This window comes from Butyricicoccus intestinisimiae, from assembly GCF_018918345.1.
Classification (GTDB): Bacteria; Bacillota; Clostridia; order Oscillospirales; family Butyricicoccaceae; genus Butyricicoccus_A; species Butyricicoccus_A intestinisimiae.
Genome location: NZ_JAHLQI010000001.1, coordinates 432,894 through 458,619 on the forward strand (window position 1 = coordinate 432,894; position 25,726 = coordinate 458,619).

A 25,726-nucleotide genomic window follows, 5' to 3' on the forward strand; every position below is an offset into this window, starting at 1 on the left:
TGCATTACGCATCATTGGATACGTCAAATACGCCGTCTTCCATCGAATTGGTGTTGAAATCTGCCCGTTCAAACGCATCGGACAGCAACACGGACAGCTGTCTGTCTGTGTTCGTGACAATGCCCTCAAACAGCATTTCGGACAGCGCACGTTTCATGCGGGCAGATGCCTGCCTGCGGTCTCTGCCAAACGTCATGAGCTTGCAAATCATGCTGTCATAAAACGGTGGGATATGATATCCCTGATAAATGGCAGTGTCTACGCGGACGCCAATACCGCCAGCCAGATGCATGGACTGAATGGTGCCCGGACGCGGACGAAATTCCGCGTCCTCTGCATTGATGCGGCACTCAATCGCATGTCCCAGCATCGGAACATCCTTTTGCACAAAGTCCAGCTGTTCGCCCGCTGCAATACGCAGCTGCCAAGCAACCAAATCCAAACCGGTAATTTCTTCCGAGATACCGTGCTCTACCTGAATGCGGGTGTTCATCTCGCAGAAATAAAAATTCTGCTGGTCATCCACCAAAAATTCCACGGTGCCTGCACTGGTATAGCCCGCGCGCTGCGCGAGAGCCACCGCACAAGCACACATTTTCTGCCGCTGTCCGTCGGACAGAAAAGCAGAAGGTGCTTCTTCGATCAGCTTCTGATGACGCCGCTGAATCGAGCACTCTCTGTCATACAAATGTATGGTGTTTCCGGCTTGATCCGCCAAAATCTGCACTTCGATATGACGCGGCTGAGCAATATATTTTTCGATATATAATCTGCCGTCACCAAAATTGGCAATGGCCTCTCCGGATGCCGACTGATATGCTTCTTCCAGCTGTTCCGGACGCTCTGCGACACGAATGCCCTTGCCGCCGCCACCGGCCGATGCCTTGAGCATAACCGGATAACCAATTTTCTGCGCCCACTCGCCCGCTTCTTCCAACGAACAAACAACGCCGTCAGAGCCTTCTGCGAGCGGCACGCCGGCCTCTTTGGCCAAAGCGCGCGCTTGGACCTTATCGCCGAGCAACCGCATGGACTGTTCAGACGGGCCGATAAACGCAAGGCCGTTTTCTACACAGGCGCGAACAAATTCCGGATTTTCCGACAGAAAGCCATAGCCCGGATGAATGGCCTGTGCACCACAGCCCAGTGCGGTTTCGATAATATTATTGATATTGAGATAGCTTTCCTGCGGCTGCGCCGGTCCGATGCAGTATGCTTCATCGGCAATCTGCGCATGAAGCGACTCTTTGTCCGCTTCCGAGTACACCGCAACACTGATAATGCCAAGATCGCGGCAGGCGCGAATGACGCGCACGGCAATTTCGCCTCGATTGGCAACCAATACCTTTGTAAACATACTCAATCTCCGATGGCACAGGTAAAGATACCCTGTGCAGCCTTTTCTTCACCGACCATCGCAACGCCTTCCGCCACAATCATCTTGCCGCGCTCTTTGATTACCTTGACATGCAACGTCAGCGTATCGCCCGGACGTACCATTCTGCGGAACTTAATCTTGTCCCAAGATGCAAAGTAACCGGTCTTTCCGCGAAATTCTTCACGGGAGAGAATGGCGGTTGCACCGGTCTGTGCCAGTGCCTCGATGATAAATACGCCCGGCATCACCGGATTTCCCGGAAAATGTCCCTTGAAAAACAATTCGTCGCCGGTCACATGCTTGGTACCAGTAACCGTTCCCGCTTCGATATCCATTTCTTCAATGGAATCGACCATCAGCATCGGATCTCTGTGCGGGATAATTTCTTTGATCTGTTCTATGTTCAGCTTCATGAAATGCTCCTCACTCAATGACAATCAGCGGCTGATGGTATTCTACCAGTTCGCCGTTTGTTACCAAAATTTTCTGCACCTTGCCGTCACACGGGCTCTCGATGGTGTTCATTGTCTTCATCGCCTCGATGATGCACAGCGTCTGTCCCTTGGTCACGGTATCGCCGACAGAAACAATCGGCGGCTCCTCCGGTGCATTCGCCGCATAGAATGTGCCAACCAGTGGTGCAGAGACAACCGTACCGGAATAGCTTTCTTCTTCCGGCTGCGCAGCACTTTCCTGTACCGCAGCCGGCGCCGCTGCCGGTGCTGCGGCGGTCGGAGCTACAGCCGCAGCCTCAACCGGTGTATTTTCTACTGTAATCGAGAAGTTCCCCTCGGTCACGGTAACCTTTGACAAGCCCTGCTCTGCGGCATGGCGCATCAATTCGAATGTGAATTCCTGTAAAGCTCTATCCATTTACAGCCTCTCAATCCGTGTATTTTTTAATCAAAATTGTCGCATTATGTCCGCCAAATCCCAAGGAGTTGGAAATTGCCGCGCGCACTTCTTTTTCTACCATCTGATTCGGCACATAATTCAAATCGCACGCCTCATCCGGCTGCTCATAATGAATCGTCGGCGGAATCTTATCGTTCTGTACAGCCAATGCACAGGCAATTGCCTCAATCGCGCCTGCTGCGCCGAGCAAATGACCCGTCATAGATTTGGTGGAAGAAATGGCAACGTTGTTTGCCTGCTCGCCAAATGCCAGCTTGATGGCGTTGGTCTCGCACGCATCATTGACCGGCGTAGACGTGCCGTGTGCATTGATGTAGTCTACATCAGCCGGCGTCAAACCGCCGTCCTCGATAGCCATCTGCATCGCACGCATCGGGCCTTCTCCGGTCGGGTCCGGACTGGTGATGTGATATGCATCACTAGTCGTGCCGTAGCCTGCAACCTCTGCCAAAATCTTTGCGCCGCGCGCCTTTGCGTGAGACAGGCTTTCCAGAACCAGAACGCCTGCGCCCTCGCCCATGATAAAGCCGTTGCGGCGCGCATCAAACGGACAGCATGCCTGCTCCGGATCTTCCGTGCCGCTCAGCGCATGCATGTTGGAGAAACCAGCGACTGCAATCGGTGCAATCGCCGCCTCTGCGCCGCCGACAACTGCGATGTCCAGATAGCCATGACGAATGGCGCGCATACCCTCGCCGACAGCGTGGGTGCCGGATGCACAGGCGCTGACCGGTGCAAAGCTGGAACCCTTGAGTCCAAAACGCATAGAAACGTGTGCCGTTGCCATGTTGCCGATAATCATCGGAATGCAAAACGGAGAAACGCGGTTCGGACCGCGGTCAATCATCTTGACCTGCTCCTGTCCCAGCGTCATGATGCCGCCGATACCGGAAGCCATCAGCGTGCCGGCACGAAACGGGTCGAAGTTGCCTTCCGTCAAGCCGGACTGCTTGATCGCTTCTTCTGCGGCTACCATTGCAAACTGGCAGTACAGATCCATGTGACGTGCCTCGCGCTTTTCAATGACAGCAGACGGATCGAAATTCTTGACCTCTGCTGCAACGCTGGCCTTGTAACCGGAAGCGTCAAAACGCGTAATCGGCGCCACGCCGTTTTTGCCGCTCTGCAGACCTTCCCAGTATTCATTTACGGTATTTCCGATTGGTGTCACTGCGCCCATGCCGGTGATGACAACACGTTCCATATTGTTCCTCCTTGTCTTACAGCCGGCGCTCACAGTGCCGTACTGCCGTCTACGGACAGAACCTGTCCGGTAATATACGATGCCTTATCGGACGCCAGAAAAGCGACTGCCTCTGCAATTTCTTCCGGCTTGCCGAATCGTCCCAATGCAATGCGGGATTTGGCGTTTTCTTTGATTTCATCGGACAGAGCATCCGTCATATCCGTCTGAATGAAGCCTGGAGCAACTGCATTGACGCGAATGCCGCGGCTGCCCAGCTCCTTGGCTGCTGTCTTGGTCAGTCCAATGACGCCCGCCTTTGCCGCCGTGTAGTTTGCCTGACCAAAGTTGCCGTGCAGACCGGAAATGGATGTGATATTTACAATGCTTCCGGCCTTTTTGCGCATCATCTGTGCGCCGATTGCACTTGTCATATAAAAAACGCTGTTCAGGTTGGCTTGGATTACTTCGTTCCATTTTTCTGCGCCCAGACGAATCATCAGACCATCGCGCGTGATGCCTGCATTGTTGACCAATACATCCGGCACACCGATTTCCGCCTTAATCTTCTTTGCGGCTTCCTGACAAGCGTTGGAATCGGATACATCCCAAGCCATCGGATATGCCTGTACGCCCAATGCACGGCATTCCTCTGCAACAGCTTCTGCCTTCGCTACGTTGGACACACAGTTGATGACAACATCATAGCCCTCTGCTGCCAGCTTTTTGACGATGGCAGCGCCGATTCCACGGGATCCGCCCGTAACAATTGCAAGACTCATTGATTTCCTCCGTTTATATCAGAGCAGCAGCACCGCGCAGGCGCTTTTCTGCATCTTCTACCATGTTTTGAATAATCATATGACAGGTGGACGGTTCATTGACCAGACCTGCGATCTGACCCGACATAAATGTACCTTCTTGGAAATTGCCGTCTTGTACTGCCTTGCGCAGAGAACCTGCCGTCATGGCTTCAATTTCCTCCAGCGTGCGCGTCTCGATATGTCCTTCCATCTGCAACAATTTTCTGGAAAGCGGTGTCTTGAGCGAGCGCACCGGATGACCGGACGCCTTGCCGGTGACAACAGTAGAAATATCACCAGCCTTAAACACCAAATCTTTGTATTTCTGAGAAATATGGCATTCCTCTGCGGACAGAAATACCGTTCCGCACTGTACGCCTTCCGCGCCGAGCATGCGAACCGCTGCCAGTCCGCGGCCGTCTGCGATGCCGCCCGCCGCAATAACCGGAATGTTTACCGCATCCACAACCTGCGGCAACAGAGCCATCGTCGTCGTCTCACCAATGTGTCCGCCGGACTCCATACCCTCTGCAATGACTGCATCGACGCCCAGACGCTCCATGCGGCGCGCCAGCGCAACAGAAGCGACAACCGGAATCACTGCCGTGCCCGCTTGCTTCCACTGCTGGATATACTTAGAAGGAGAGCCTGCGCCGGTCGTGACAACCGGAATTTTTTCGTCAATCACAAGCTGTGCGACATCGTCCGCATTCGGGCTGAGCAGCATGATATTGAGTGCAAACGGCTTGTCCGTCATGCTCTTTGCCTTTTTCACTTCTTCCCGGATCACTTCAATGGGTGCCGCGCCGCCCGCAATGACGCCGAGACCACCTGCATTGGAGACAGAAGCGGCCAAATAGCCGTCTGCAATCCATGCCATCGCACCCTGAAACACAGGATATTCAATATGTAACTGTTCCGTAATTCTTGTACGCATTTGCTTCTCCTTCCTACATTTGAATCAAAATGGCGCCATACGTCAAGCCGCCGCCAAAACCGACAAAAATTGCTGTTTGTCCCGGCAGCAGCAGACCGCCGCGCCGCATCTGATCCAAACAGATCGGAATCGAGGCGCTGGATGTGTTGCCTACCTTATCTATATTGCTGAAAATCTTTTCCATCGGTACGCCGTATCGACGGGAAACCATCTCCAAAATACGAGCATTTGCCTGATGCGGAACGACCCAGTCCACCTGACTCATGTCTATATCCGCTTTTTTGAGCACGCCGTCAATGGCACTTGGCACAGCCTTTGCTGTAAAACGAAAAACTGCGCGTCCGTCCATTTTCAAAAAGTCCATCTGCTGACGTCCCTGCTTGTGCAGCGTGTCACACGGGGTAAACGCCTGTGCGAGCAGCGCATCACCTTTATCGCCCTCCGCACGCATGAAAGAAGCACGAATGCCCTGCTGCGTATCGCTCCACTCATATACCGCCGCACCTGCGCCGTCTCCGAATAAGCAGCACACCGTCCGGTCTGTATAATCCATAATCTGGCTCAGAACCTCAGCACAAACAACGAGTACCGCCTTGGCCTTTCCGCTCTTTAAGAAGCTGTCTGCCACATCCGACGCATAAACAAAGCCGGAGCAGGCGGCGGTGAGATCAAATGCAAATGCATTGTCTGCACCGAGCGCAGCCTGAAGCCGGCAGCTCAGCGATGGTGTAAAACTGTCAGGTGTTACTGTGCAGGCAATAATAAGGTCTATGTCTCCTGGCAAACGACCGGAATCCGCCAAAGCCTGCTTCGCCGCAGGCAGTGCAATATCAAATACCGATTGATTTACGGCAATGCGTCTCTCATGAATGCCTGTATGCGAGACAATCCACTCGTCCGTTGTATCAACCATCTGCGTCAGCATCTGATTTGTAAGACGAGTCTCCGGAAGGAAGCTGCCCGTTCCTGTTAAAATCGTGCCGATTACCGTCACTTCCCTTCTGCCTGCCAGCCGTTTTTTCTCGGCTGAAAAGCATGTAAAATATTTAGATTGACAAACTCAGTGGAGTTTATTATAATTGAGAGCACCCAAGTTGTCAATCATTTTCGGTCAAAATATCGAATAAAGCACATTTATTGGACAGGAGGTTGAATAAAATGGAAGCAGTTGCATTGTTCCCCGGACAGGGCGCACAGTATCCCGGTATGGGGCAATCCATTTATGAAAACAGCGAGAGCGCACGGCAGATTTTTGAGCAGGCGAGCGAAATTTGCGGACATTCCATTTCGGATCTGTGCTTCCACGGCACGAAGGAAGAGCTGTCCCGCACAGTAAACAGCCAGATTGCGATCTTTACGTGTTCCATGGCAGCTCTGCGCGCCCTGCAGGAGCGCGGACTGCAGGTACAGGCATGCGCCGGTTTTTCTCTGGGCGAGTATACCGCGCTCACCGCAGCCGGTATTCTGTCTCTCGAAGACGGTCTGCGTCTGGTGCGCCGCCGCGGCGAGCTGATGCAGGAAGCTGCGGACAGCACCGACGGCTGCATGGCGGCTGTGCTCGGCTTACAGGATGACGTGGTTGAAGCAATCTGCTCCGAGACCGCCGGTCTTGTTCTGCCTGTCAATTATAACTGTGACGGTCAGCTGGTCATTGCCGGTGAACGCGCCGCAGTAGAAGCTGCTGCGGCAGCCTGCAAGGAAGCAGGTGCACGCCGCGCCGTTCCGCTCGCCGTATCCGGCGGTTTCCACACCGGTTTGATGGCTCCGGCGGCTGCAAAACTGCGTGAATTTGCGCAGACGCTGACCTTCCGCACGCCCACACTGCCGATGTATACCAATGTAACCGGCGCGCTGCTGGATACCACGGATTATCCGGCACATCTGGAGCAGCACATGATTTCTCCGGTTCGCTGGAAGCATCTCATTCACAACATGATCGCGGCAGGATACACGTCCGCACTGGAAATCGGCGTTGGAAAAACACTGACCGGATTCTCGCGCAGAATTTCCAAAGAAATGACATGCAAAACCGTAGAAACTATGGAATCTGTCATTTCTGTCACGGAATAATAGAATCTGTTTGACTATTGCACAAAAAATGGATATACTTAAGAAACGGCGGATATTCTCTCCCGCCGTTTCTTTTTATGCATTGATTTTTTTGAATCCGATTAGGAGGAAGATTTTGTCTAACGAACTGAACGAGAAGATAGAAATTACCGAAGAACCAACTGTCAGCTTTGAGGAAATGGGACTGTCCGAACCGATCCTGCGTGCCATTCACGATATGGAATTTTCTCAGCCGACGGAAATTCAGGCGCGTGCGATTCCGGCTGTCATGTCGGGCAGAGATATCATTGGCCGTTCGCACACCGGCACCGGAAAGACCATGGCATTTGGCGTGCCGGCTGTTGAATACTGCATCCGCAATCCAGAGTGCCGCGACACCATGGTTCTCGTCCTGTGTCCGACGCGCGAGCTTGCCATGCAGGCATGTGACGAGGTGCGAAAGCTGACTCGATACACCCATGGCATCCGCGCCGTTCCGGTATACGGCGGTCAGCCGATTCAGAACCAGATTCCGCAGCTGCGCCGCGGTGCGGAAATCGTAATCGGCACGCCGGGCCGTGTCATGGATCACATCCATCGTCATACACTCAAGCTGGACCATCTGGCAGCCATCGTACTGGATGAGGCGGATGAAATGCTCAACATGGGCTTCCGCGAGGACATTGAGAGCATTCTGTCCTTTGTTCCGGGCGAGCATCAGACCCTGCTGTTCTCTGCGACCATGCCGCAGGCGATTCTGGACATCACAGACCAGTACCAGAACGACCCGCTGCTCATTGAGACCAAGTCCGGACCGGAACGCACCATGGACACCATTGAGCAGTATTATTATGAAGTTCCGCTCGGCAGCAAGATGGACGCGCTGGGTCTGCTTCTTCACACCCATCAGCCAAAGCTCGCCATCATTTTCTGCAACACAAAGAAAATGGTAGAGGAGCTGAATCGCTATCTGGCAGAACACGGTTTCCACTGCTCTATGCTGCACGGTGATATGCAGCAGGAAGCCCGCACCTCTGTCATGAACACGTTCCGTTCCGGCCGCACACCGATTCTTATCGCAACCGATGTGGCTGCCCGCGGCATTGACGTGGACGATGTGGACGCAGTTTACAATTTTGATATTCCGCAGGATTACGAATACTACATTCATCGCATCGGCAGAACCGGCCGTGCAGGCCGCTCCGGCAAGGCGTACACGCTCGCTGCCGGCCGCCGTCAGGTATTTCAGGTGCGCGATATTTCCCGCTTTATCGGTGCAAAAATTGAAAATACGCCGCTGCCATGCACGCAGGATATCATTGACCGCAAGCAGGAAGAGCTGCTCGCAGAAGCGCGCCGCCAGATTGCAAAGACCAGTGAAAATTCCGCCTGCAATCCGATGATTAAAAAGCTCATCGAGGAGGGATGCAGTCCGGAATGGCTGGCAGAATGCCTGATGGAAATGCTGCTTCGCCGCGAGATGATGGACATTCCGGTGCTTACCATGCCGAAGCCGGTCAACGGCAAGCAGAGCGGCAGCCCGCTGCCGCCTCCGCCGGAAGGCTATGTTCGCCTGCGCTTCAGCGTGGGACGCTATCAGCGCGTGGCACCGAACCATATTGTCTCCGCGATTGCGACAGAAACCCGCATTCCGGGCAAGCAGATTCAGAAAATTTACTGCTATGGCGAATACAGCTTGGTGGAAGTGCCGAGCAAATATAAAAACGTCATCATCCAGAAGCTGTCCGGCAAAAAAATCGGCGGTCACGTCACGGATGTCCGTCTGTATGACCACAAGAATCCGAAGTCCTCTGCAAGAAACGCTGCAAAGCACGGAAAACCGTCAGAAAACAGAGACAATCGCGGCCAATCCCGCACTCATGTGCGCAACGGCAGAAAATCGTCCGGCGGCAATCGTCCTCCGGTAGCTGAGCGCCGCCGCCGCGTTGCCCGCGAACACGCCCGCAGAAAAAGCGGACGTCATGGTGAATAACACAAAAATCGTTCTACAATACCGTCTTTGTTCCGGCAAAGAGCTTCTTAGAAACGCCCAAAACTGCGCGCAGTTTTGGGCGTTTTCTTTTCCCGACACAAAATAAGGCTTGTTCTTTTGTCTATTTTCCACTATAATGAAACAGTAGTCTTTTCACAAACAAAGGGGGTTCTGACATGTCAGAAATCAACAACGTATCTTGTCCTATGACAGAGTATTATCCGGACATCTACAACTGGAACGGCGTCATGATGGATGCAGCAAGCTACGCGAAGCATCAGCGGCACAGCGAATCTGCACCGAAACCGGACGCTTCTCCTGCCAAAGAATCCGCAGATGCTCTGGATGACATTTTTGACGCGCCGCAGGATCTCCGTCAAATTGCCGCCGATGCCATGCAGGAGGATACCGTCAAAGAATCTTGTGACACAATCTGTGCATGGCAGACACAGACACACCAGCTTCTATTGGAAGCGCCCAAATACCTGCGCGTAGGTTCCGGCTCCTATCGCAGCTCCGGTTCGTTTGTGGTGTCGTCATATCTTTCTTCCTATCTGTCCTCTTACACAACCTCGTATCGTTCCAGCGGTTCCTTCCGTTTGCCATCGTCCGGCAGCCTGTCCTCTCTTTCCGCACTGGGCGGGTACGGACTGGATTTGATTTGATATGCAGGCATTTGTTTCCAACTGGACGCGCCCGTATGCCGTGCGCTGTCCTGACAGACCGTATCAAATGACAGATTTTGATCTGCTCACAACCGTTCTCTCGGCGCTGGTATGGCGGCGGGAAAATGGTTCTATTCGCATGATTACGGACGATACCGGCGCGCAATACTACCGTTCTCTCGGTTTGACTGACCTGTGGGACGGTGGTATTTTTACGTATCTCAATGATATTCCATCTGCTATCGACCCGTGCACCTTTTGGGCGGCGGGAAAATTATACGCACTGGCGGCAACACCGGCGCCATGTGTCATGCTGGACACAGATTTTATTGTCTGGCATTCGTTGTCCGAACACTGGCACAGGCCGCTCGCCGTGATTCATCGGGAGGCGTTAAATCCTGCCATTTACCCCGCACCTTCTGCATTTGTGTTGGCTCCCTCCTATCATTTTCCTACAAATTGGAATTGGCACGAACCGGCGTGCAATACAGCACTTACCTATTTTGGAAATGACACACTTCGCAAAACATACGTTGGGCAGGCTATGGACTTCATGCAGGCTGCGCGCGGACGGGATGGTTTAATTTATATGGTCTTTGCCGAACAGCGCCTGCTCGCCATGTGCGCACAGGCATGCGGTGTTCCCATTCACGCTTTTTCGACAGAACAGGACTTATTTCAAGGAAATCAGCGCGATTTTACTCATATTTGGGGATTCAAGCAGGCGATGCAGGAGCAGCCTGTTCTCCATGAGCTATTTTGCCAAAAATGTGCTGCGCGCATCCGGAAGGATTTTCCGATTTATGCAAACATATGCCAAACCATCCCGCAGCTGCAGCCGTATTTTCAGCAATACTCTGATTTGTGAAAAATATACAAATAAAAACACGGTTTTTCTCATTGACTTTATACAAAAATCATTTATCATTAAAAGTGGAAATACATTTGAGAAGGTGATAATCGTATGATCTATACTGTTACATTCAATCCGTCTTTAGACTATTCTATTCGCATCAATGATTTCGCATTTGGCGGACTTAACCGCATTGGAGAAGAAGCCATCCGCGTCGGCGGCAAGGGCGTCAATGTCTCCATTGTGCTGAATAGCTTGGGCGTAGATAATACGGCACTTGGCTTTATTGCCGGCTTTACCGGCAAGCATATTGAATCAGAAATGCAGCGTCTTGGCTGTACCACACAATTTACCGAACTGCCTGAAGGATTTTCCCGCATCAATGTCAAGCTGGACAAGGCTTCGGAGCCGCAGACCGAGATGAACGGACAAGGCCCCAGTGTTTCGGGGGAAGAATGCAAGCAGTTTATCGGACGTATGGAGCGCAAAATCAAAGCGGGCGACTGTCTGATTCTCTCCGGCAGCATTCCGCGCAGTATGCCGCGGGATATGTACGAGAAAATCTTAGAAGTCATCGACATGGAAAAGGTTTTGGTCATCGTGGACACGAACAGCGACTTGCTTCGCCGCACGCTCCCGTACCATCCGTTCCTTATCAAGCCAAACCTGATTGAGTTGGGTGAGATTTTCGGCCGTTCGCTGACAGATTACGATGATATCGTTGGATGTGCGATGCACCTGCAGGAAGAAGGCGCACGCAATGTGCTGGTTTCCATGGGCGCAGACGGCGCTATTCTTGTCACAGAGAATGGTCAGGTATTCTCCTCTCCGGCACCAAAGGCTGATGATCTCTCGCAGGAGCTGGTCGATGTCAACGGCGCAGGCGATGCCATGGTCGCCGGCTTCCTAGCTGGATATCTGGAGCGGCACAGCATGGTAGACGGTTTTGCAAAGGGATTGGCCGCAGGCTCCGCAACGGTATACACCTCAGGTCTTGCAGACAAGCAGCAGATCAATCTGGTTGCACAGCGCAAGTAATGCACTTTATTGCTCATTTTTTATAACCGATGTACGTTTTTGTACATCGGTTATTTTTATGTTTGAAACTATTGTGTTTTTCCAAACAACGTGATATACTATTGAAAACTACTTAGATTGACGCATGTTGATTGTTATAAAAGGAGAATTTGGTTTTGAATTTACCTGAGGTTTCTATTGGCGGGCTCTGCCCCAAACTGCCGGTCATTCAGGGCGGCATGGGTATTGGTATTTCTCTCTCCGGCTTGGCTTCTGCCGTTGCCAACGCAGGCGGCATTGGTATTATTTCCGGCGTACAAATCGGTTTCCGTGAGCCGGATTTTGAAAAGGATCCGGTTTCGGCAAATATCCGCGCTATTGGCAAAGAACTGCGCCGTGCGCGTGAGCTTGCGCCGAACGGCATCATCGGCATGAATTTTATGTCGATTGACTCACATTACACAGAATATGTCACAGAGGCTGTCAAGCAGGGCGCGGACTTGATTATTTCCGGCGCAGGCTTGCCGCTGACCCTGCCGGAATTGACCGCCGGCAGTCAAACGCGCATTGTGCCGATTGTCTCCTCTGCGCGCGCGTGCCGGTTGATTTTGACCAAGTGGCTGCGGAAACACAATCGTTTTCCGGACGCCGTTGTCGTAGAAGGCCCGCTCGCAGGCGGTCATCTCGGCTTTAAGCTGGATGATTTGTACAATCGAACCAATCAGACGCTGGAACAGGCTCTCGCAGATGTCGTTGCCTATATTCGCAAGTTTGAGCAGGAACACAACGTTTCCATTCCGATTTTTGCTGCGGGCGGCATCATGGACTATACCGACGTACAGCGCATGCTGGAAATCGGCGCCTCCGGCGTACAGGTCGGCTCGTCTTTTGTCACGACAAAGGAATGTGATGCCTCCGACCGATTCAAGCAGACCTACTTGGATGCTCGTCCGGAAGACGTTCGCATCATCAAAAGTCCAACCGGCTTTGCTGCCCGCGCTGTCAACACGAAGTTTGTTCAGCAGGCTTACGACCACGGCGGCATTCCAGTACAGCATTGCTTCCGCTGTATGCCGGAGATTTGCAATGCAGCGACCACCCCATACTGTCTGTCTCAGGCGCTGTTCGACGCAGCACGCGGCGAAAATATGGGCGGATTGGTGTTCTGCGGCGGCCGTGTCGGAGAACTGCATGAAATCGTCACGGTGCAGCAGGTCATGGATCGCCTGACAAAGCCGGCAGCCATGTAATTTTTCCTTAAAAAAACAGAAATCCCGTATCTATGAGATGTCATAAACTCATAGATACGGGATTTTTTCACTTGTGATGCGGGCGAATGCGTTTCAGCTCCGCCATAAACGAATCAACGTCATCGAAATCTCGATAGACCGACGCGAAGCGGATATACGCCACCTCGTCAATATCAATCAGGCGTTCCACCACCATCTCACCGATGGTCATAGAGGACACTTCATCCTCTTGCTGATCATAGAGCTCCTTTTCGATGTTGCTGAGCAAATCGTCCATCTGCGCCTTGGTGACGGGACGCTTTTGACAGGCTTTGAGGATGCCGCGCATGAGCTTTTCTCTGTCATACTGCTGGCGGGAGCCGTCTTTTTTTATCACCATGAGCGAACGAGATTCTATGGTCTCATAGGTTGTAAATCGTTTTCCACACTGTTGGCAAATGCGGCGGCGGCGAATACTCTCGCCGTCTACGGTCGGACGGGAATCAATGACCTTGCTCTCTGTATATTTGCAATAGGGGCACTTCATATCTCGCGTTCACTCCTTCAATTCTCTTTTCTTATAAAGAATACCATATTTTCACGCGAAAAAAAAGACCGGACAGATAAAATCTGTCCGGAATCGCATCAAATACTTCTCAATGCTTCTTTTTTCTCTGTTTTCTAGAGGTTTTCTTCGGCGTTACCTTCTTTGCCGTTACTGCCTGCGGTGCAGTAGCCGGTTCCGATACAGGCTCCTCTGCCTTCGGTGTTTCTTCCAACTTCTCCGGCTGCGGCTTTTCTGCCTTTTCCGGAGACTTGGACGCGGACACCTTCTTTTGTGCCTTTTCACGTCTGTTCTTGCGCAGCATGCCGCGGTACTTCGACCAGAAAGCACCGGACAGGAACATAGACGAATATGCACCGGCGATGATGCCGATAATCATCGGCAGTGTAAACTGACGCAGGCTGGTGACACCGAAAATAAAGATCATGCCAACCGTAAGCAGCGTTGTAATGGAAGTATTGACCGTACGTCCTACCGTCTGCCAAATACTCTTGTCTACGGTTTCCTCAAACAGCTCGCGGCGTGCAAACTTTCGATTTTCACGGATGCGGTCAAAGACAATGATACTTGCATTGATCGAATAACCGAGAATCGTCAGCGCAACGGCGATAAAGGTCGTGTTAAACGGAATGCGGAAGAGAATGTATGCAGACAGTACAACCAACAAGTCGTGCGCCAAACACGTGATGGCAGCCAAACCGGAGGTCAACTCGAAGCGAATCGTGATGTAAATCATCATGAGAACGACAGCAACCAGTGCGGCTGTAATCGCCTTGCTCTGCGTTTCCTTACCGATTGTCGCGTTGACATCGGAAATGTTCTGCGTGTCATCGTCCGTCAAATTGAATTGCTTCTGCATTGCCTGCACAACCTGCTTTTGCTGGGTGCTGTCCAGACGGGTGCATTTAATCAGAACTTCTTCGCCGTTGTCGCCGGTCTTCTGCACGGAAGACGGCGCAATGCCAACCGCTTCTTCAACCAGTTCCGGAATCGTCTTGCTGGAAATATCACTGGTGACTTCTTCGTGAAGATCAAAAGTCATACTGGTGCCGCCGATAAAATCGACGTCCATATTGAACAAATTCATGCCAAACGGAAGTGTAACCAAGCCGACGAGACCCGGCGCGATTGCGATCAGTGCAATCAATGCAAAAATCGGGAACTTTTTAATCACCGAAAATTTACCCTGTTTCATCGTCTCACACCTCCCCCTTCGTGTCTTTCTTCACACCGTACCATTTCGGATTGGTGACATGGAAATCTGCCATGCGCTGGAGCAGGAACTTTGTGACGGTAATTGCGGTGAACATGGACAGAACAACACCGATACCCAGTGTGATTGCAAAGCCCTTGACCGTACCGGTACCCATAAAGTACAGCACAACCGCCGCAATCAAGGTGGTGACATTGGAGTCCAAAATTGCCGAGAACGCGCGATGGAATCCGGCGTCAATGGCGCCGCGAATCGTCTTGCCGTTCTTCAATTCATCCTTTAAGCGCTCGAAAATAATAACGTTCGCATCGACCGCCATACCGATAGACAAAATAATACCGGCAATGCCCGGCAGGGACAGGTTCACGCGCGCAACGGACAGAATGACCAAATCCAGTGCGGTATAGAATACCAGTGCAATAGATGCGACAAAGCCCGGCAAACGATACACCAGAATCATAAACAGCATAACGAGCAGAACGCCGATGCCGCCTGCCATGACGCTGGTAGACAGTGCTTTTTCACCCAGCTGCGGGCCGACAGAGCTCATGCTGACTTCTTCCAGAGAGAACGGCAGCTGACCAATGTTGATCTGCTCTGCCAAGGTCTTGGCGCTGTCTGCGGTAAAGCTGCCGGAAATCACACAGCTGTCACCGGTGATACCGGTCTGTGCGTATTCACTGCTGACAGACGGCTGAGACAGCACCTCATCATCCATCTTGATGGCAATATAATTCTTGCCTTTCTCTGCATTGGCAGCAGCCTTCGTGGCTTCCGTCCACTTTTCCTGTGCTTCGCTGGTAAAGGTCACCTGCACATAGTGTTCGTTCGCCATGCTGGACTGCGAAATCTGACCATAGCCGGAAGTTGCCGACTTGATGCCGGAACCATCGAGAATCACGTTGCCGGCGGCATCCTCAAAGGTCAGCTGTGCCGTTGCACCGAGCACAGATACCGCTTCTTCCGGATTGTTGATGGACGGAATGTCAACCGTCACGCGGTTGTCACCGACCAGCTCAACAGTAGCCTCTGTGTATCCCAGAGAGTCCAGACGCTTTTGCAGCATCGCCTGTACAGACGCCATATCAGATGACAGGTTGTCCTTGTTGTAGTCATCCTTTAGAATCGCCTCAAAGGTAATGGACGAACCGCCGACCAGATCCAAGCCGCGACGGATGCCGTCCTCCTCGTCCATTACGCTCGCAATGGACAGCGGCCCCACATTGAGTCCAAATGCCGCTGTGCACGAGAGCAGTGCAATCACTGCAAGCACGGCGACAAAGGACAGAATACTTTTTTTCAAAATCATTCGCCTCCTAGTTGACAATAAGCAAATTTATTATATCTGATTGCGCCTAAAAAGTCAATTTTATTTGTACAAATTCACAAAAGTTCGCCAGTTTTTACGGCAATCTGTTTTTTATTTTGCTTATTCCACATGCTTGAGCGCTTCATCCATCGGTATCCGGTAAATTTTCCGATACCCCAAAGCTGCGACAATGGCATAGGTAATCAACCCGATTATTAGCATCTGTACATAAATTCTTGGCCGAATAACCAGAGGAATCCAGCCCGTCATCTCCGATTTCATGACAACCGCAAACAGTGAAGTGAGCAATTTTGTCTCTATCGGCAGACTGCACAACAGCAATACTGCCACAACAATGGATGTTGAAGCAAGATACAAGCCGCCGATTTCTCGATTGTTGTAGCCGAGGATTTTCGTCATAGAAATTGCCTGTGCATTTTTCTCAATAATAATTTTGGACAGCAAATACATGAGGATAACAAAAATTGCAATTCCAAAGCCATCTACCAAATACATCATGCTTCCCATCGAGACATCTAATTGTCTGGATACCTTGGTCAGTGCATCCAAATCAATGACAGAAGAAATATATTTCTCGTCGATATCTGTAATCGGTGTATCCGATAAATATCCGCTGAAATATGCACTGTCATAGTCCAGCATCGCGTTCAAATCTTCTTGATTCATAAACACGCACAGCGCGCCCTGATACGCATAAATATCTGAAATTTTGATGGTATAGCGCGTGTCCTTATATGCTTCTTTGAGCGCGATGGTATCGCCAATATGCAGATTATATTTTTCTGCATATGTAGCGGATACTGCCGCACCGCCGTCTGTATGCTTCCAATGGATATACCGGCTATTGGGCTGCACACCATACACTGTGATTTCTTCGCTGTTATAACCGGTATCCACGGTTTTTAACGTATATGCCGTAAATTTTTCTGCATCCTCGTTCTGCGTCTGGATGTCAAACTAAAACAACAGCATCGACATCATCGTTCCCAGTGACGGATCGTCATCCATCGCATCGTATGGCATCTGCAAAATATATTGATACTTGCACAGCATATTGTTTTTCAGATTATCTTGATAGACATCCAGCACATCCGGCAGTGCCAAACCGAACATCAACAGCAAATTTGCAAATAAGATACCAATCAATAAAATGCAATAATTTCCGATATTCTGAAAAATTACGCGCAGGCGAAACCGATGGAAAAACGGAATTTTGTCCGGCAGCCACAGTGGTTTTTTCTGACGTTTGCGCCGCAAATCTCTGCGCAGAAACTGCAGCGGAGACAGCTCCAACTTTCGGCGCAAAATCATCCAGGTCAGAATCATCATCATAAGCACAGGAATAACCGTTGTCAGCACGAATGCTTCGCCATTCCAGATCGTCACATAGGTCGGCAGACTGTAGCTTCCATAATACATACCTGCACAATAATTCTTCATGAACGAATAGCCAAGAATATTGCCGAGCAGCGCACTGACCAGCGTGACAATCACCGGCATGGTCATATAGTGTACCATGAGTTCGTGTTTGGTATAACCAGACGCCCGCAGCGTGCCAATGACCGCCGCTTCTTTTGCAATCGTGTCGCTGATAACCAGACAAAAAACAAACGCCATAATCGCGATAATCATATACAGCAGCATAATCATCATGCCGCGGTCACTGCCCATATCATTGCCAGCAAATACAATTGCCTGATTGGCATACCGCGGAATAAATCCTTCCAACTGTACTTCTCCGCTGAGAAATTTCAAAAAATCTTCGGCACGGGCATTTTCTTCCGTCTCGTCCGCCGGAGATTGCTGGTATTTCCACGCATAGCAAAATGTTTTGTTGTCTGATGAAATCGCTTCGAATGTATCTTGCGCCACAACGGCAACGCCAAATTTTGTCGCATCAAACATGGTATCGCTGTTTTTTTCAAACAGACAGCTATAATCCGGCAGCGCAAGCAGACCGGTAATCGTCCAAGTTTGTGTGCCGCTCGTCAAGGTATCTCCAAGCGCAAGCTGATTATTATCCGCATACATGCGGTCAATGGCAATCTCATTGGATTGTTTCGGCATGTCTCCCTGCATCAGACACGCCAGATTCACCTTGTCCCGCTTCGGAAAAATGCGCAGCTTACTATCATTGCTCAGCTCTTTCTCCGTGTAGAACAGCTCGTACAATGTGACATGCTGCGCCTGTATATCGCGTATCTGTGCATGATTGAGCCGGTTTTGTACGGTAAAATTGCCATCCTCCACGTGATATTTTTCAAAGCTGTCATGGTACGCCTGCAGCATACTGCCATCGGCAACCAAAAATCCGGACACAAAGCCAATGCTCGCCGTCAGCAGCAGGAAGATGACGAGATATTTGCCGATTTCCTGCTTCAAGTCACGCAGATGTCGTTTTCTCAAAGGATTTTTCATCGTTCTCACCATTCCAGTTTTTCCGCCGGAACGCGGTGCTCATTTGCATAATTTTTCATAATTGTACCGTCACGCAGGCGCACCACACGATCTGCCATATCCTTAATGGCATCATTGTGTGTCACCATGATAATGGTGTTTCCGTATTTCCGATTGACGGTTTCAATGAGTTTGAGGATTTCTTTGGATGTGTGATAATCCAGCGCGCCCGTCGGTTCATCACACAGTAAGATGTCCGGATTCTTTACCACTGCGCGTCCGATTGCCGTGCGCTGCTGCTGACCGCCGGACAGCTGATTGGGCAGCTTATTTCTATGTTCCTGCAGCCCCAACGTGTGAAGCAGCTCCTGAACATCCAACGGATGGTCGGATAGATACGCGCCCACTTCTATGTTTTCCTGCACGGTCAGATTAGGAATGAGATTATACATCTGAAAAATGTATCCTAAATGATTTCTGCGGTATAAAGTTAGCCTTTTTTCACTCATATCGGCAAGGCGCGCTCCCCTGATGCAGATATCTCCGCTGTCGGCGCTGTCAATACCGCCGATAATATTGAGCAACGTCGATTTACCGGAACCGGACGCGCCCAAAAGTACACAAAATTCCCCTTTTTCAATCGCAAGGTCAATCCCTTTCAGTACTTCTACCCGATTATCGCCCTCGCCGAAAGATTTTCGAATCTGATTGATTTCCAGAAACATATGCTGTTCTCCGTTTCTTTTAGTTAGCATTCTCTAATCAGTATATGCCTATCAAAACCAGAAGTCAAGAGAATGCCAACCATAGAAAAGAGAAAGCGCATACCAGCATTTGACTGTTATGCGCCTCTTATTTCCACTTTTTAATCTTGCGTTTGGCTGCGCTGTTCTTCTAATGATTTCCGCTGTTGCTCGTAAAGTTGCCGTTCTTTTACTCGTTCTTCCAATAAATTTCCCTTTGCTGCTTATCCAAGCGGTGAACGAAGCGTTTTTTGTACAGCAGGAACTCTTCCATGTCCATCAGGATATGATACAGCATTGCGCGGCTCTCAAACTCTTCGCGGGTTTTGGGAAGCTCCTGTTTTTTCATGTCCGCGAAAATTTCATGCAATCGTCCCAGCTGTTTTTCCGGACTATTGATTTCCACAACATAATCCGCCACATACAGCAAATATTCCGCGATAATCTGCGCTTGTTTTGGTCGGCTGCGAATGCGCCGGAGTTCATTGTGCAGATTATCCAGCACTTGACACTGTGCATGGCGCATCTCAAAGTAATCGATATAATACTCCGGATGAAAGTGAAAGGTGTTGTCCTGATATTCGTGCGCATCTTTGATATACCGCTCCAGCTCACGCTCCAATTTGTAAATATGTCCCCATAAATTGTGCGACATTTGAAACTGAATCAAATAAGCGGCAAGCTCTAAAATAATCTGCTGCAATTGATTTTCAACCGACCGCATGTTTGCAATCAACTCTTTTTTTCGTTGTCCATTGTCGTGATATAAGTTCAGCACAAGCGCGATGACAATGCCGATACAGACCAATTTGAATTCGTTGCCGATTGCCTGCGCAGAAAAATCCTGTCCGGTGAACAGGTGTGCACCGATGACCGCATTGACAGAAACCGTCGCAGTCAAGCCAAGCATGGCAGAAATACAGACGAGCAGGAACATAAACACGCCATACGCCGCATACGCATTGCTGACATGCAGAAAGATTATCCACGCGATGAGCGTTGCCAGCGCAAACGTCAGCACGCGGGAAACCGACAGCTTGACGGTCTGCCACTTCGTCGTCATCAGCGTCAGCATCGTAATGGTTCCCGCAGAGACGTCATGCGACAAGCCCAGATAGCGCGCGACAAATATCGCCAGCGCACTGCCAAATGCAATCTTTGTGCCCAAAAGCAGCGTTTTTTGCGTATGAATGCGATATTTTTCCCATAATTGTTTCACGTTTTTTATCATCCCTCGGCTCCGTTCTCATACATGGTAATTGGTTCTATTCTACCATGATTTTAACAAAAAAGAAACGCCGAAAATAAAAAATTGAGCATCAACCCATCGGTCAATGCCCAATTTTTATTTTAATTAAGGTCAGAAACAGTCATTTGAACGATTGTCATTCAAATTAGTACATGCCGCCCATGTCCGGTGCTGCCGGAGCTGCAGCCGGAGCCGGCTCCTTGATGTCGGTCACAATGGACTCGGTGGTCAGTACAGTAGAAGCGACGGATGCAGCGTTCTGCAGAGCGGAACGGTTTACCTTGGTCGGGTCTACGATGCCGGATTCGATCATCTCGCAGTAGGTCTCGGAGTAAGCGTCGAAGCCATAGCCAACCTTGCCGGACTCACGAATCTTCTCCAGAACAACAGCGCCGTCAATGCCAGCGTTTGCAGCGATCTGACGGATCGGCTCCTGCAGTGCCTTAACGACAATGTTCACGCCGGTCTTTTCGTCGCCTGTGGTCTCGCCTGCAACAGCTTCTACAGCCGGAACAGCGTTTACATAAGCAACGCCGCCGCCTGCTACGATGCCTTCCTCAACAGCAGCGCGCGTAGCGTTCAGAGCGTCCTCAACACGCAGCTTCTTTTCCTTCATTTCAGTCTCGGTAGCAGCGCCAACCTTGATAACTGCAACGCCGCCAGCCAGCTTAGCCAGACGCTCCTGCAGCTTCTCACGATCGAAGTCGGAAGTGGTCGTCTCGATTGCATGACGGATGTTTTCTACGCGAGCCTTGATTGCCTCTGCGTCGCCCTGACCGTCAACAATCACGGTGCCTTCCTTGTTGACCTTTACCTGACGAGCACGACCCAGCATAGCCATGGTGGTGTCCTTCAGTTCCAGACCAATCTCCTCGGAAATAACTTCGCCGCCAGTCAGAACAGCGATGTCCTTGAGCATTTCCTTGCGGCGGTCGCCGAAGCCCGGAGCCTTAACAGCAACGCAGGTGAAGGTGCCGCGCAGCTTGTTCAGCAGCAGCGTGGACAGTGCCTCGCCTTCCAGATCCTCAGCGATGATGAGCAGCTTCTTGCCGGTCTTTACAATCTGCTCCAGCAGCGGCAGCAGATCCTGAATGTTGGAAATCTTCTTGTCGGTAATCAGGATAACAGCGTCATCCAGAACAGCTTCCATCTTCTCGGTATCGGTTACCATGTACGGCGTGATGTAGCCGCGGTCAAACTGCATACCTTCTACGATTTCGGAATAGGTCTCAGCGGTCTTAGACTCCTCAACGGTGATAACGCCGTCAGCGGAAACCTTTTCCATAGCCTCAGCAATCAGCTCGCCGATGGTCTCATCGCTGGAAGAGATTGCAGCTACACGCGCGATATCTGCAGAGCCCTTGATCTTCTCAGAGTTCTCCTTGATTGCATTGATTGCGGTCTCAACGCCCTTTGCGATGCCCTTGCGCATAATCATCGGATTTGCACCAGCAGCAACATTCTTCATGCCCTCGCGAACGATAGCCTGTGCCAGAACGGTAGCGGTGGTGGTGCCGTCGCCTGCCAGATCATTGGTCTTGGTAGCAACTTCCTTGACCAGCTGTGCGCCCATGTTCTCAAACGGATCGTCCAGCTCGATGTCCTTGGCAATGGTTACACCGTCGTTGGTGATCAGCGGAGCGCCGAATTTCTTGTCCAGAACAACATTGCGGCCCTTCGGACCCAGAGTTACCTTAACCGTATCAGCCAGCTGGTCTACGCCGCGGCCCAGTGCACGGCGAGCTTCCTCGCCGAAAAGAATCTGCTTTGCCATAATACAATAGCCTCCTAATAATGAGTAATTTTACAATTAGTCTACAACAGCCAGAATGTCGCCCTGACGAACGACAATCAGTTCCTCACCGTCAATCTTGACTTCGGTGCCGGAGTACTTGCTGGTGATAACCTTATCGCCAACCTTGACCTGCATCACGACTTCCTTGCCGTCTACGACACCGCCAGGGCCAACTGCCAAAACTTCAGCAACCTGCGGCTTTTCCTTTGCAGAACCTGCCAGGATGATTCCGCCTGCGGTGGTCTCCTCAGCTTCGACCATCTTGATGACAACGCGGTCAGATAAAGGCTTGAGCTTCATAATAAAATCCTCCTAAGATGATAAAATACAAATTTAGAGGTTAGCACTCAAAACCTTCGAGTGCCAACGAATATATATTAAATCATTTTCCCAAAATACGCAAGTACTTTTTTCCAAAATTACAAAGTTTTTTGTAAATAAATTATGAATGGGCGTTATCCTGCCCGTTCGAGCGATTTGCGTGTTTTTTTGCAATCTTTTCCTGAAAAATCCCCGAGAAATTTTTGTGTAGCAGTCCAAGGAAAATAGTGCCAAATTTTTATCTCTTGCGGAAATCCTGCCGCTTCTTGCCGGCCGGTCTGCCTCCCTGCGGACGATTTTTGCCTGTAGGCGCCGTGCGGAACGGGCGGCGCTTCTCCGGCGGCTGATAGTACATGTACAGATTGCAGCGCAGCATACCATTATATAGCTTGCGCTTTTTATCTGCTTTCATGCCGTAAAATTCTTCAAATTGCTCGTCAGAGCTGATAATATACTGTTTCATCGGAGACTGCGCCGCAGCAGCACCAAACCCGCGCAGCAGTTTGCGCGCCGCATTGACGTCCATCATGCGCTCGCCATACGGCGGATTGGCAATCAGCGTGCCCTCCCGCTTTTTGAGCTTGCAGGCGCAAGCATCTTTCTCCTCAAAGTGAATCGTATGCTTCACACCCGCTTTTTTTGCATTGGCGATGGACAATTCAACACAGGCCGGATCAATATCACAGCCGTGAATATCGTAGGTGCGATCTCGATAGATGCCGTCCAGCGCGCGTTCGCGCTCCTGCTGCCAGATTTCCGGTGCGATAAACTCCCACTTTTCCGCGTCAAACGAACGCTTGAGACCGGGAGCGAGATTCATCGCAATCATAGCTGCCTCAATCGGAATGGTGCCGGAGCCACAGAACGGATCGAAAAATTCTCCCTTTCCGCGGAATCGCGAAATTTTGACCATTGCCGCCGCGAGGGTCTCTCGCAGCGGTGCTTCGTTGGCGTTGGCGCGGTACCCGCGCTTGTGCAGACCGGCACCGGATGTATCCAAATACAGCGTGGCAATATCACGCACGATGGAAAACTGTACCTGACAGCGCGCACCGCGCTCCTCAAACCATGTGATGCCATACGATTCTGACAGGCTCTTGACGATTGCCTTTTTGATAATGCTCTGACAGTCCGGAATGCTGTGCAGCTGAGAATCCAGCGAATAGCCCTTAACAGGGAATGCGCAGTCCTTCTCGATATAGTCCAGCCACGGCAGCTCATATACGCCTTCAAACAGCTCTTCAAAGTTTTGCGCAGGGAATTCCCCGACTTTAATTAACACGCGCTCTGCGCAGCGCAAATTGAGATTGGCCCACGCCAGTGTATGTTCGTCGCCAGAAAAAAAGACGCGTCCATTTTCTACACGCACATCGGTGAGACCGCCGTTGTGGCGCAGCTCATCTCCCACGATTCCTTCCAGTCCGAACAGCGTCGGACAGCAAAATTCATAATTCATAATTCATATCCTTATCCGAAATTGATTGTTCTTATTGTACTATATTTTATGTGGCACGACAAGATTACAGCGGTTTTTTCGTTGCTTTTTTCCGCCGTTGTGGTATACTGAACATAGCAATTTGAAGATTTGAGGTGTATCTATGGCTCGATTTGGCTTTATCCGCACAAAAGACGAAATCAAATTTCTTATCCTGACCTGCATGACGTACCTTCCGTTTCCGGTGACCTTCGCCGCAATTGTTGACATTTGTACGTGGTGTGATGACGGCTTCGGCTACTTCGAGCTGTCCGAGGCGTTTTCTGAGCTGCAGGATTCTCAGCACGTTGAGAAATCGACCGAAAACGATACAGAACTGTTCGCCATTACAGAAAAAGGCCGCGAGACCGCACAAGCCTTTCAAAGCCGTCTGCCATTTACCGTGCGAGAGGCTGCCGAACTGTCCGCCCTGCGTGTGATTCGCAAGCTGCGCCGCGATGCGCAGGTTTCTGCCGAAACCGAGCAGATCAGCGAAAAGGATTACGTGGTGACCATGACCATGCAGGATGTATTTTCTATCCAAATGCATGTGGTGAGCCAAACGCAGGCTGCATACTTAGAACAGCACTTTCAAAAGCACGCAGAGGACGTATATCAGCATTTGTTATCCACAATGACAAGCGAATACGAAACCGAATAACACACAAAAAGGCGAATGCACATTCGTCTTTTTTCATGCACGCAAACAATTACAGAAGGGAACGAATCACGATGACAAACAACAAAACCAAAGGCATTTTCTTTATTATCCTGTCGGCGTTTTTCTTCGCGCTGATGAATCTGTTCGTCCGGCTGTCCGGCGATTTGCCGCCAATGCAAAAAAGCTTTTTCCGCAATCTTGTTGCACTGGCATTCGCCGTGATTGTCCTGCTGCGCACAGAGGAAAAATTTCAGTTCAATCACAAAAACCTGCCGCAGCTCATCGCCCGTGCGACATTCGGCACGCTGGGCATCCTGTGTAATTATTACGCCATTGACCACTTGGTGCTGTCGGACGCATCCATGCTCAACAAGCTATCGCCGTTTTTTGCGATTCTGGTCTCTTATTTTTACCTGAAGGAAAAAGTAACGCCCGTGCAAATTTCCGCGGTAATCATTGCCTTTCTCGGTGCCCTGTGCATCATCAAGCCGGGCTTTTCGTCTATGAATTCCTTTCCGGCACTAATCGGTGCGCTGGGCGGCTTGGGCGCAGGCACAGCATACACCATGGTGCGCAAACTGAGCTTAAACGGCGAACGCGGTCCGTTTATCGTATTCTTTTTCTCGGCGTTTTCGTGTCTGTTCTGCCTGCCGTATTTGATTTTCGCATACCATCCGATGACATTCCAGCAGTTGGGTTTTCTGCTTCTGGCGGGTCTTTCCGCTGCCGGCGGACAGTTTTCCATTACCGCTGCGTATGCCAACGCACCGGCGCGGGAAATTTCCGTATTCGATTACTCGCAGATTATCTTTGCCGCCCTGTTCGGTTTTCTGTTTTTGCAGCAAATTCCGGATACGCTTTCCGTGGTCGGTTATCTCATCATTTGCGGAACTTCTGTCGCCATGTTCTTCTATAACCAAAAGCATACAAGCTGACATACCAAAAGCCCTCCGTGT

Annotated in this window: 25 protein-coding genes; 8 read left to right on the top strand and 17 right to left on the bottom strand. The window is 50.7% G+C overall.

Annotation, left to right across the window (positions count from 1 at the left end):
• Positions 1-4 precede the first annotated feature (4 nt).
• Genes KQI75_RS02250 through KQI75_RS02280 form a run of 7 tightly spaced genes read right to left on the bottom strand, consistent with a single transcriptional unit; the run spans position 5 to position 6,210 of the window.
• A complete protein-coding gene (locus KQI75_RS02250) occupies positions 5-1,357 on the bottom strand; it encodes an acetyl-CoA carboxylase biotin carboxylase subunit (RefSeq protein ID WP_216469053.1) in 1,353 nt (450 codons plus the stop codon).
• A 2-nt stretch (positions 1,358-1,359) separates the two neighbouring features.
• Positions 1,360-1,791 (bottom strand): 3-hydroxyacyl-ACP dehydratase FabZ, encoded by a 432-nt coding sequence (gene fabZ, locus KQI75_RS02255; RefSeq protein WP_216469054.1) that lies wholly within the window; start codon positions 1,789-1,791, stop codon positions 1,360-1,362.
• Between the two features lie 10 nt (positions 1,792-1,801).
• Complete coding sequence (accB, locus tag KQI75_RS02260) at positions 1,802-2,251, bottom strand: acetyl-CoA carboxylase biotin carboxyl carrier protein (RefSeq protein WP_216469055.1); 450 nt, start codon at positions 2,249-2,251, stop codon at positions 1,802-1,804.
• A 10-nt stretch (positions 2,252-2,261) separates the two neighbouring features.
• Positions 2,262-3,497, bottom strand: a complete 1,236-nt coding sequence (gene fabF, locus KQI75_RS02265; protein ID WP_216469056.1) for a beta-ketoacyl-ACP synthase II — start codon at positions 3,495-3,497, stop codon at positions 2,262-2,264.
• Positions 3,498-3,526: 29 nt separating this feature from the next.
• A complete protein-coding gene (gene fabG / locus KQI75_RS02270; RefSeq protein WP_216469057.1) occupies positions 3,527-4,258 on the bottom strand; it encodes a 3-oxoacyl-[acyl-carrier-protein] reductase in 732 nt (243 codons plus the stop codon).
• Positions 4,259-4,271: 13 nt separating this feature from the next.
• A complete protein-coding gene (gene fabK / locus KQI75_RS02275; protein WP_216469058.1) occupies positions 4,272-5,216 on the bottom strand; it encodes an enoyl-[acyl-carrier-protein] reductase FabK in 945 nt (314 codons plus the stop codon).
• A 13-nt stretch (positions 5,217-5,229) separates the two neighbouring features.
• Positions 5,230-6,210: a beta-ketoacyl-ACP synthase III gene (locus KQI75_RS02280; protein WP_330655462.1), complete on the bottom strand. Its 981-nt coding sequence runs from the start codon at positions 6,208-6,210 to the stop codon at positions 5,230-5,232.
• A gap of 164 nt (positions 6,211-6,374) precedes the next feature.
• Between KQI75_RS02280 and fabD the strand changes: the two genes are divergently transcribed.
• From fabD to KQI75_RS02310, 6 genes are all read left to right on the top strand, one after another.
• Positions 6,375-7,286 (top strand): ACP S-malonyltransferase, encoded by a 912-nt coding sequence (gene fabD, locus KQI75_RS02285; RefSeq protein WP_216469059.1) that lies wholly within the window; start codon positions 6,375-6,377, stop codon positions 7,284-7,286.
• 115 nt (positions 7,287-7,401) lie between these two features.
• The gene (locus KQI75_RS02290; RefSeq protein ID WP_216469060.1) at positions 7,402-9,258 is read left to right on the top strand and encodes a DEAD/DEAH box helicase; all 1,857 of its coding nucleotides are present in this window, start codon (positions 7,402-7,404) and stop codon (positions 9,256-9,258) included.
• 176 nt (positions 9,259-9,434) lie between these two features.
• The gene (locus KQI75_RS02295; protein ID WP_216469061.1) at positions 9,435-9,923 is read left to right on the top strand and encodes a hypothetical protein; all 489 of its coding nucleotides are present in this window, start codon (positions 9,435-9,437) and stop codon (positions 9,921-9,923) included.
• 1 nt (position 9,924) lies between these two features.
• Positions 9,925-10,791, top strand: a complete 867-nt coding sequence (locus tag KQI75_RS02300) for a DUF6734 family protein (protein ID WP_216469062.1) — start codon at positions 9,925-9,927, stop codon at positions 10,789-10,791.
• A 96-nt stretch (positions 10,792-10,887) separates the two neighbouring features.
• Positions 10,888-11,814, top strand: a complete 927-nt coding sequence (gene pfkB, locus KQI75_RS02305) for a 1-phosphofructokinase (protein ID WP_216469063.1) — start codon at positions 10,888-10,890, stop codon at positions 11,812-11,814.
• Between the two features lie 155 nt (positions 11,815-11,969).
• Positions 11,970-13,043, top strand: a complete 1,074-nt coding sequence (locus tag KQI75_RS02310; RefSeq protein WP_216469064.1) for an NAD(P)H-dependent flavin oxidoreductase — start codon at positions 11,970-11,972, stop codon at positions 13,041-13,043.
• 67 nt (positions 13,044-13,110) lie between these two features.
• On the opposite strand, the gene nrdR is transcribed toward KQI75_RS02310, so the two are convergent.
• The 10 genes from nrdR to KQI75_RS02355 all read right to left on the bottom strand — a co-directional run bounded on the left by nrdR (position 13,111) and on the right by KQI75_RS02355 (position 24,091).
• Positions 13,111-13,569: a transcriptional regulator NrdR gene (gene nrdR, locus KQI75_RS02315; RefSeq protein WP_216469065.1), complete on the bottom strand. Its 459-nt coding sequence runs from the start codon at positions 13,567-13,569 to the stop codon at positions 13,111-13,113.
• A 109-nt stretch (positions 13,570-13,678) separates the two neighbouring features.
• The gene (secF, locus tag KQI75_RS02320) at positions 13,679-14,782 is read right to left on the bottom strand and encodes a protein translocase subunit SecF (protein ID WP_216469066.1); all 1,104 of its coding nucleotides are present in this window, start codon (positions 14,780-14,782) and stop codon (positions 13,679-13,681) included.
• Between the two features lie 4 nt (positions 14,783-14,786).
• Entirely contained in the window at positions 14,787-16,103 is a 1,317-nt protein-coding gene (gene secD / locus KQI75_RS02325) for a protein translocase subunit SecD (RefSeq protein WP_216469067.1), read from the bottom strand.
• Positions 16,104-16,229: 126 nt separating this feature from the next.
• Positions 16,230-17,027: an ABC transporter permease gene (locus tag KQI75_RS13740; RefSeq protein ID WP_330655464.1), complete on the bottom strand. Its 798-nt coding sequence runs from the start codon at positions 17,025-17,027 to the stop codon at positions 16,230-16,232.
• Positions 17,028-17,087: 60 nt separating this feature from the next.
• Positions 17,088-18,548, bottom strand: coding sequence for an ABC transporter permease (locus tag KQI75_RS13745; RefSeq protein ID WP_330655465.1), 1,461 nt, complete (start codon positions 18,546-18,548; stop codon positions 17,088-17,090).
• A gap of 5 nt (positions 18,549-18,553) precedes the next feature.
• Positions 18,554-19,252, bottom strand: a complete 699-nt coding sequence (locus KQI75_RS02335; RefSeq protein ID WP_216469068.1) for an ABC transporter ATP-binding protein — start codon at positions 19,250-19,252, stop codon at positions 18,554-18,556.
• 208 nt (positions 19,253-19,460) lie between these two features.
• Positions 19,461-20,489 carry an aromatic acid exporter family protein gene (locus KQI75_RS02340; protein ID WP_330655466.1) on the bottom strand — a complete coding sequence of 343 codons (1,029 nt, stop codon included), beginning with the start codon at positions 20,487-20,489 and terminating at the stop codon, positions 19,461-19,463.
• Positions 20,490-20,664: 175 nt separating this feature from the next.
• On the bottom strand, positions 20,665-22,293 hold the full coding sequence (groL, locus tag KQI75_RS02345) for a chaperonin GroEL (protein WP_216469070.1): 1,629 nt from the start codon (positions 22,291-22,293) through the stop codon (positions 20,665-20,667).
• Positions 22,294-22,329: 36 nt separating this feature from the next.
• Positions 22,330-22,614, bottom strand: a complete 285-nt coding sequence (locus KQI75_RS02350; protein ID WP_216469071.1) for a co-chaperone GroES — start codon at positions 22,612-22,614, stop codon at positions 22,330-22,332.
• 259 nt (positions 22,615-22,873) lie between these two features.
• Positions 22,874-24,091, bottom strand: coding sequence for a THUMP domain-containing class I SAM-dependent RNA methyltransferase (locus KQI75_RS02355; RefSeq protein ID WP_216469072.1), 1,218 nt, complete (start codon positions 24,089-24,091; stop codon positions 22,874-22,876).
• A 142-nt stretch (positions 24,092-24,233) separates the two neighbouring features.
• Between KQI75_RS02355 and KQI75_RS02360 the strand changes: the two genes are divergently transcribed.
• Both KQI75_RS02360 and KQI75_RS02365 read left to right on the top strand, forming a co-directional pair.
• Positions 24,234-24,770, top strand: a complete 537-nt coding sequence (locus tag KQI75_RS02360; RefSeq protein WP_216469073.1) for a DUF4364 family protein — start codon at positions 24,234-24,236, stop codon at positions 24,768-24,770.
• Positions 24,771-24,841: 71 nt separating this feature from the next.
• Positions 24,842-25,705 carry a DMT family transporter gene (locus KQI75_RS02365; protein WP_216469074.1) on the top strand — a complete coding sequence of 288 codons (864 nt, stop codon included), beginning with the start codon at positions 24,842-24,844 and terminating at the stop codon, positions 25,703-25,705.
• Positions 25,706-25,726: the final 21 nt, after the last annotated feature.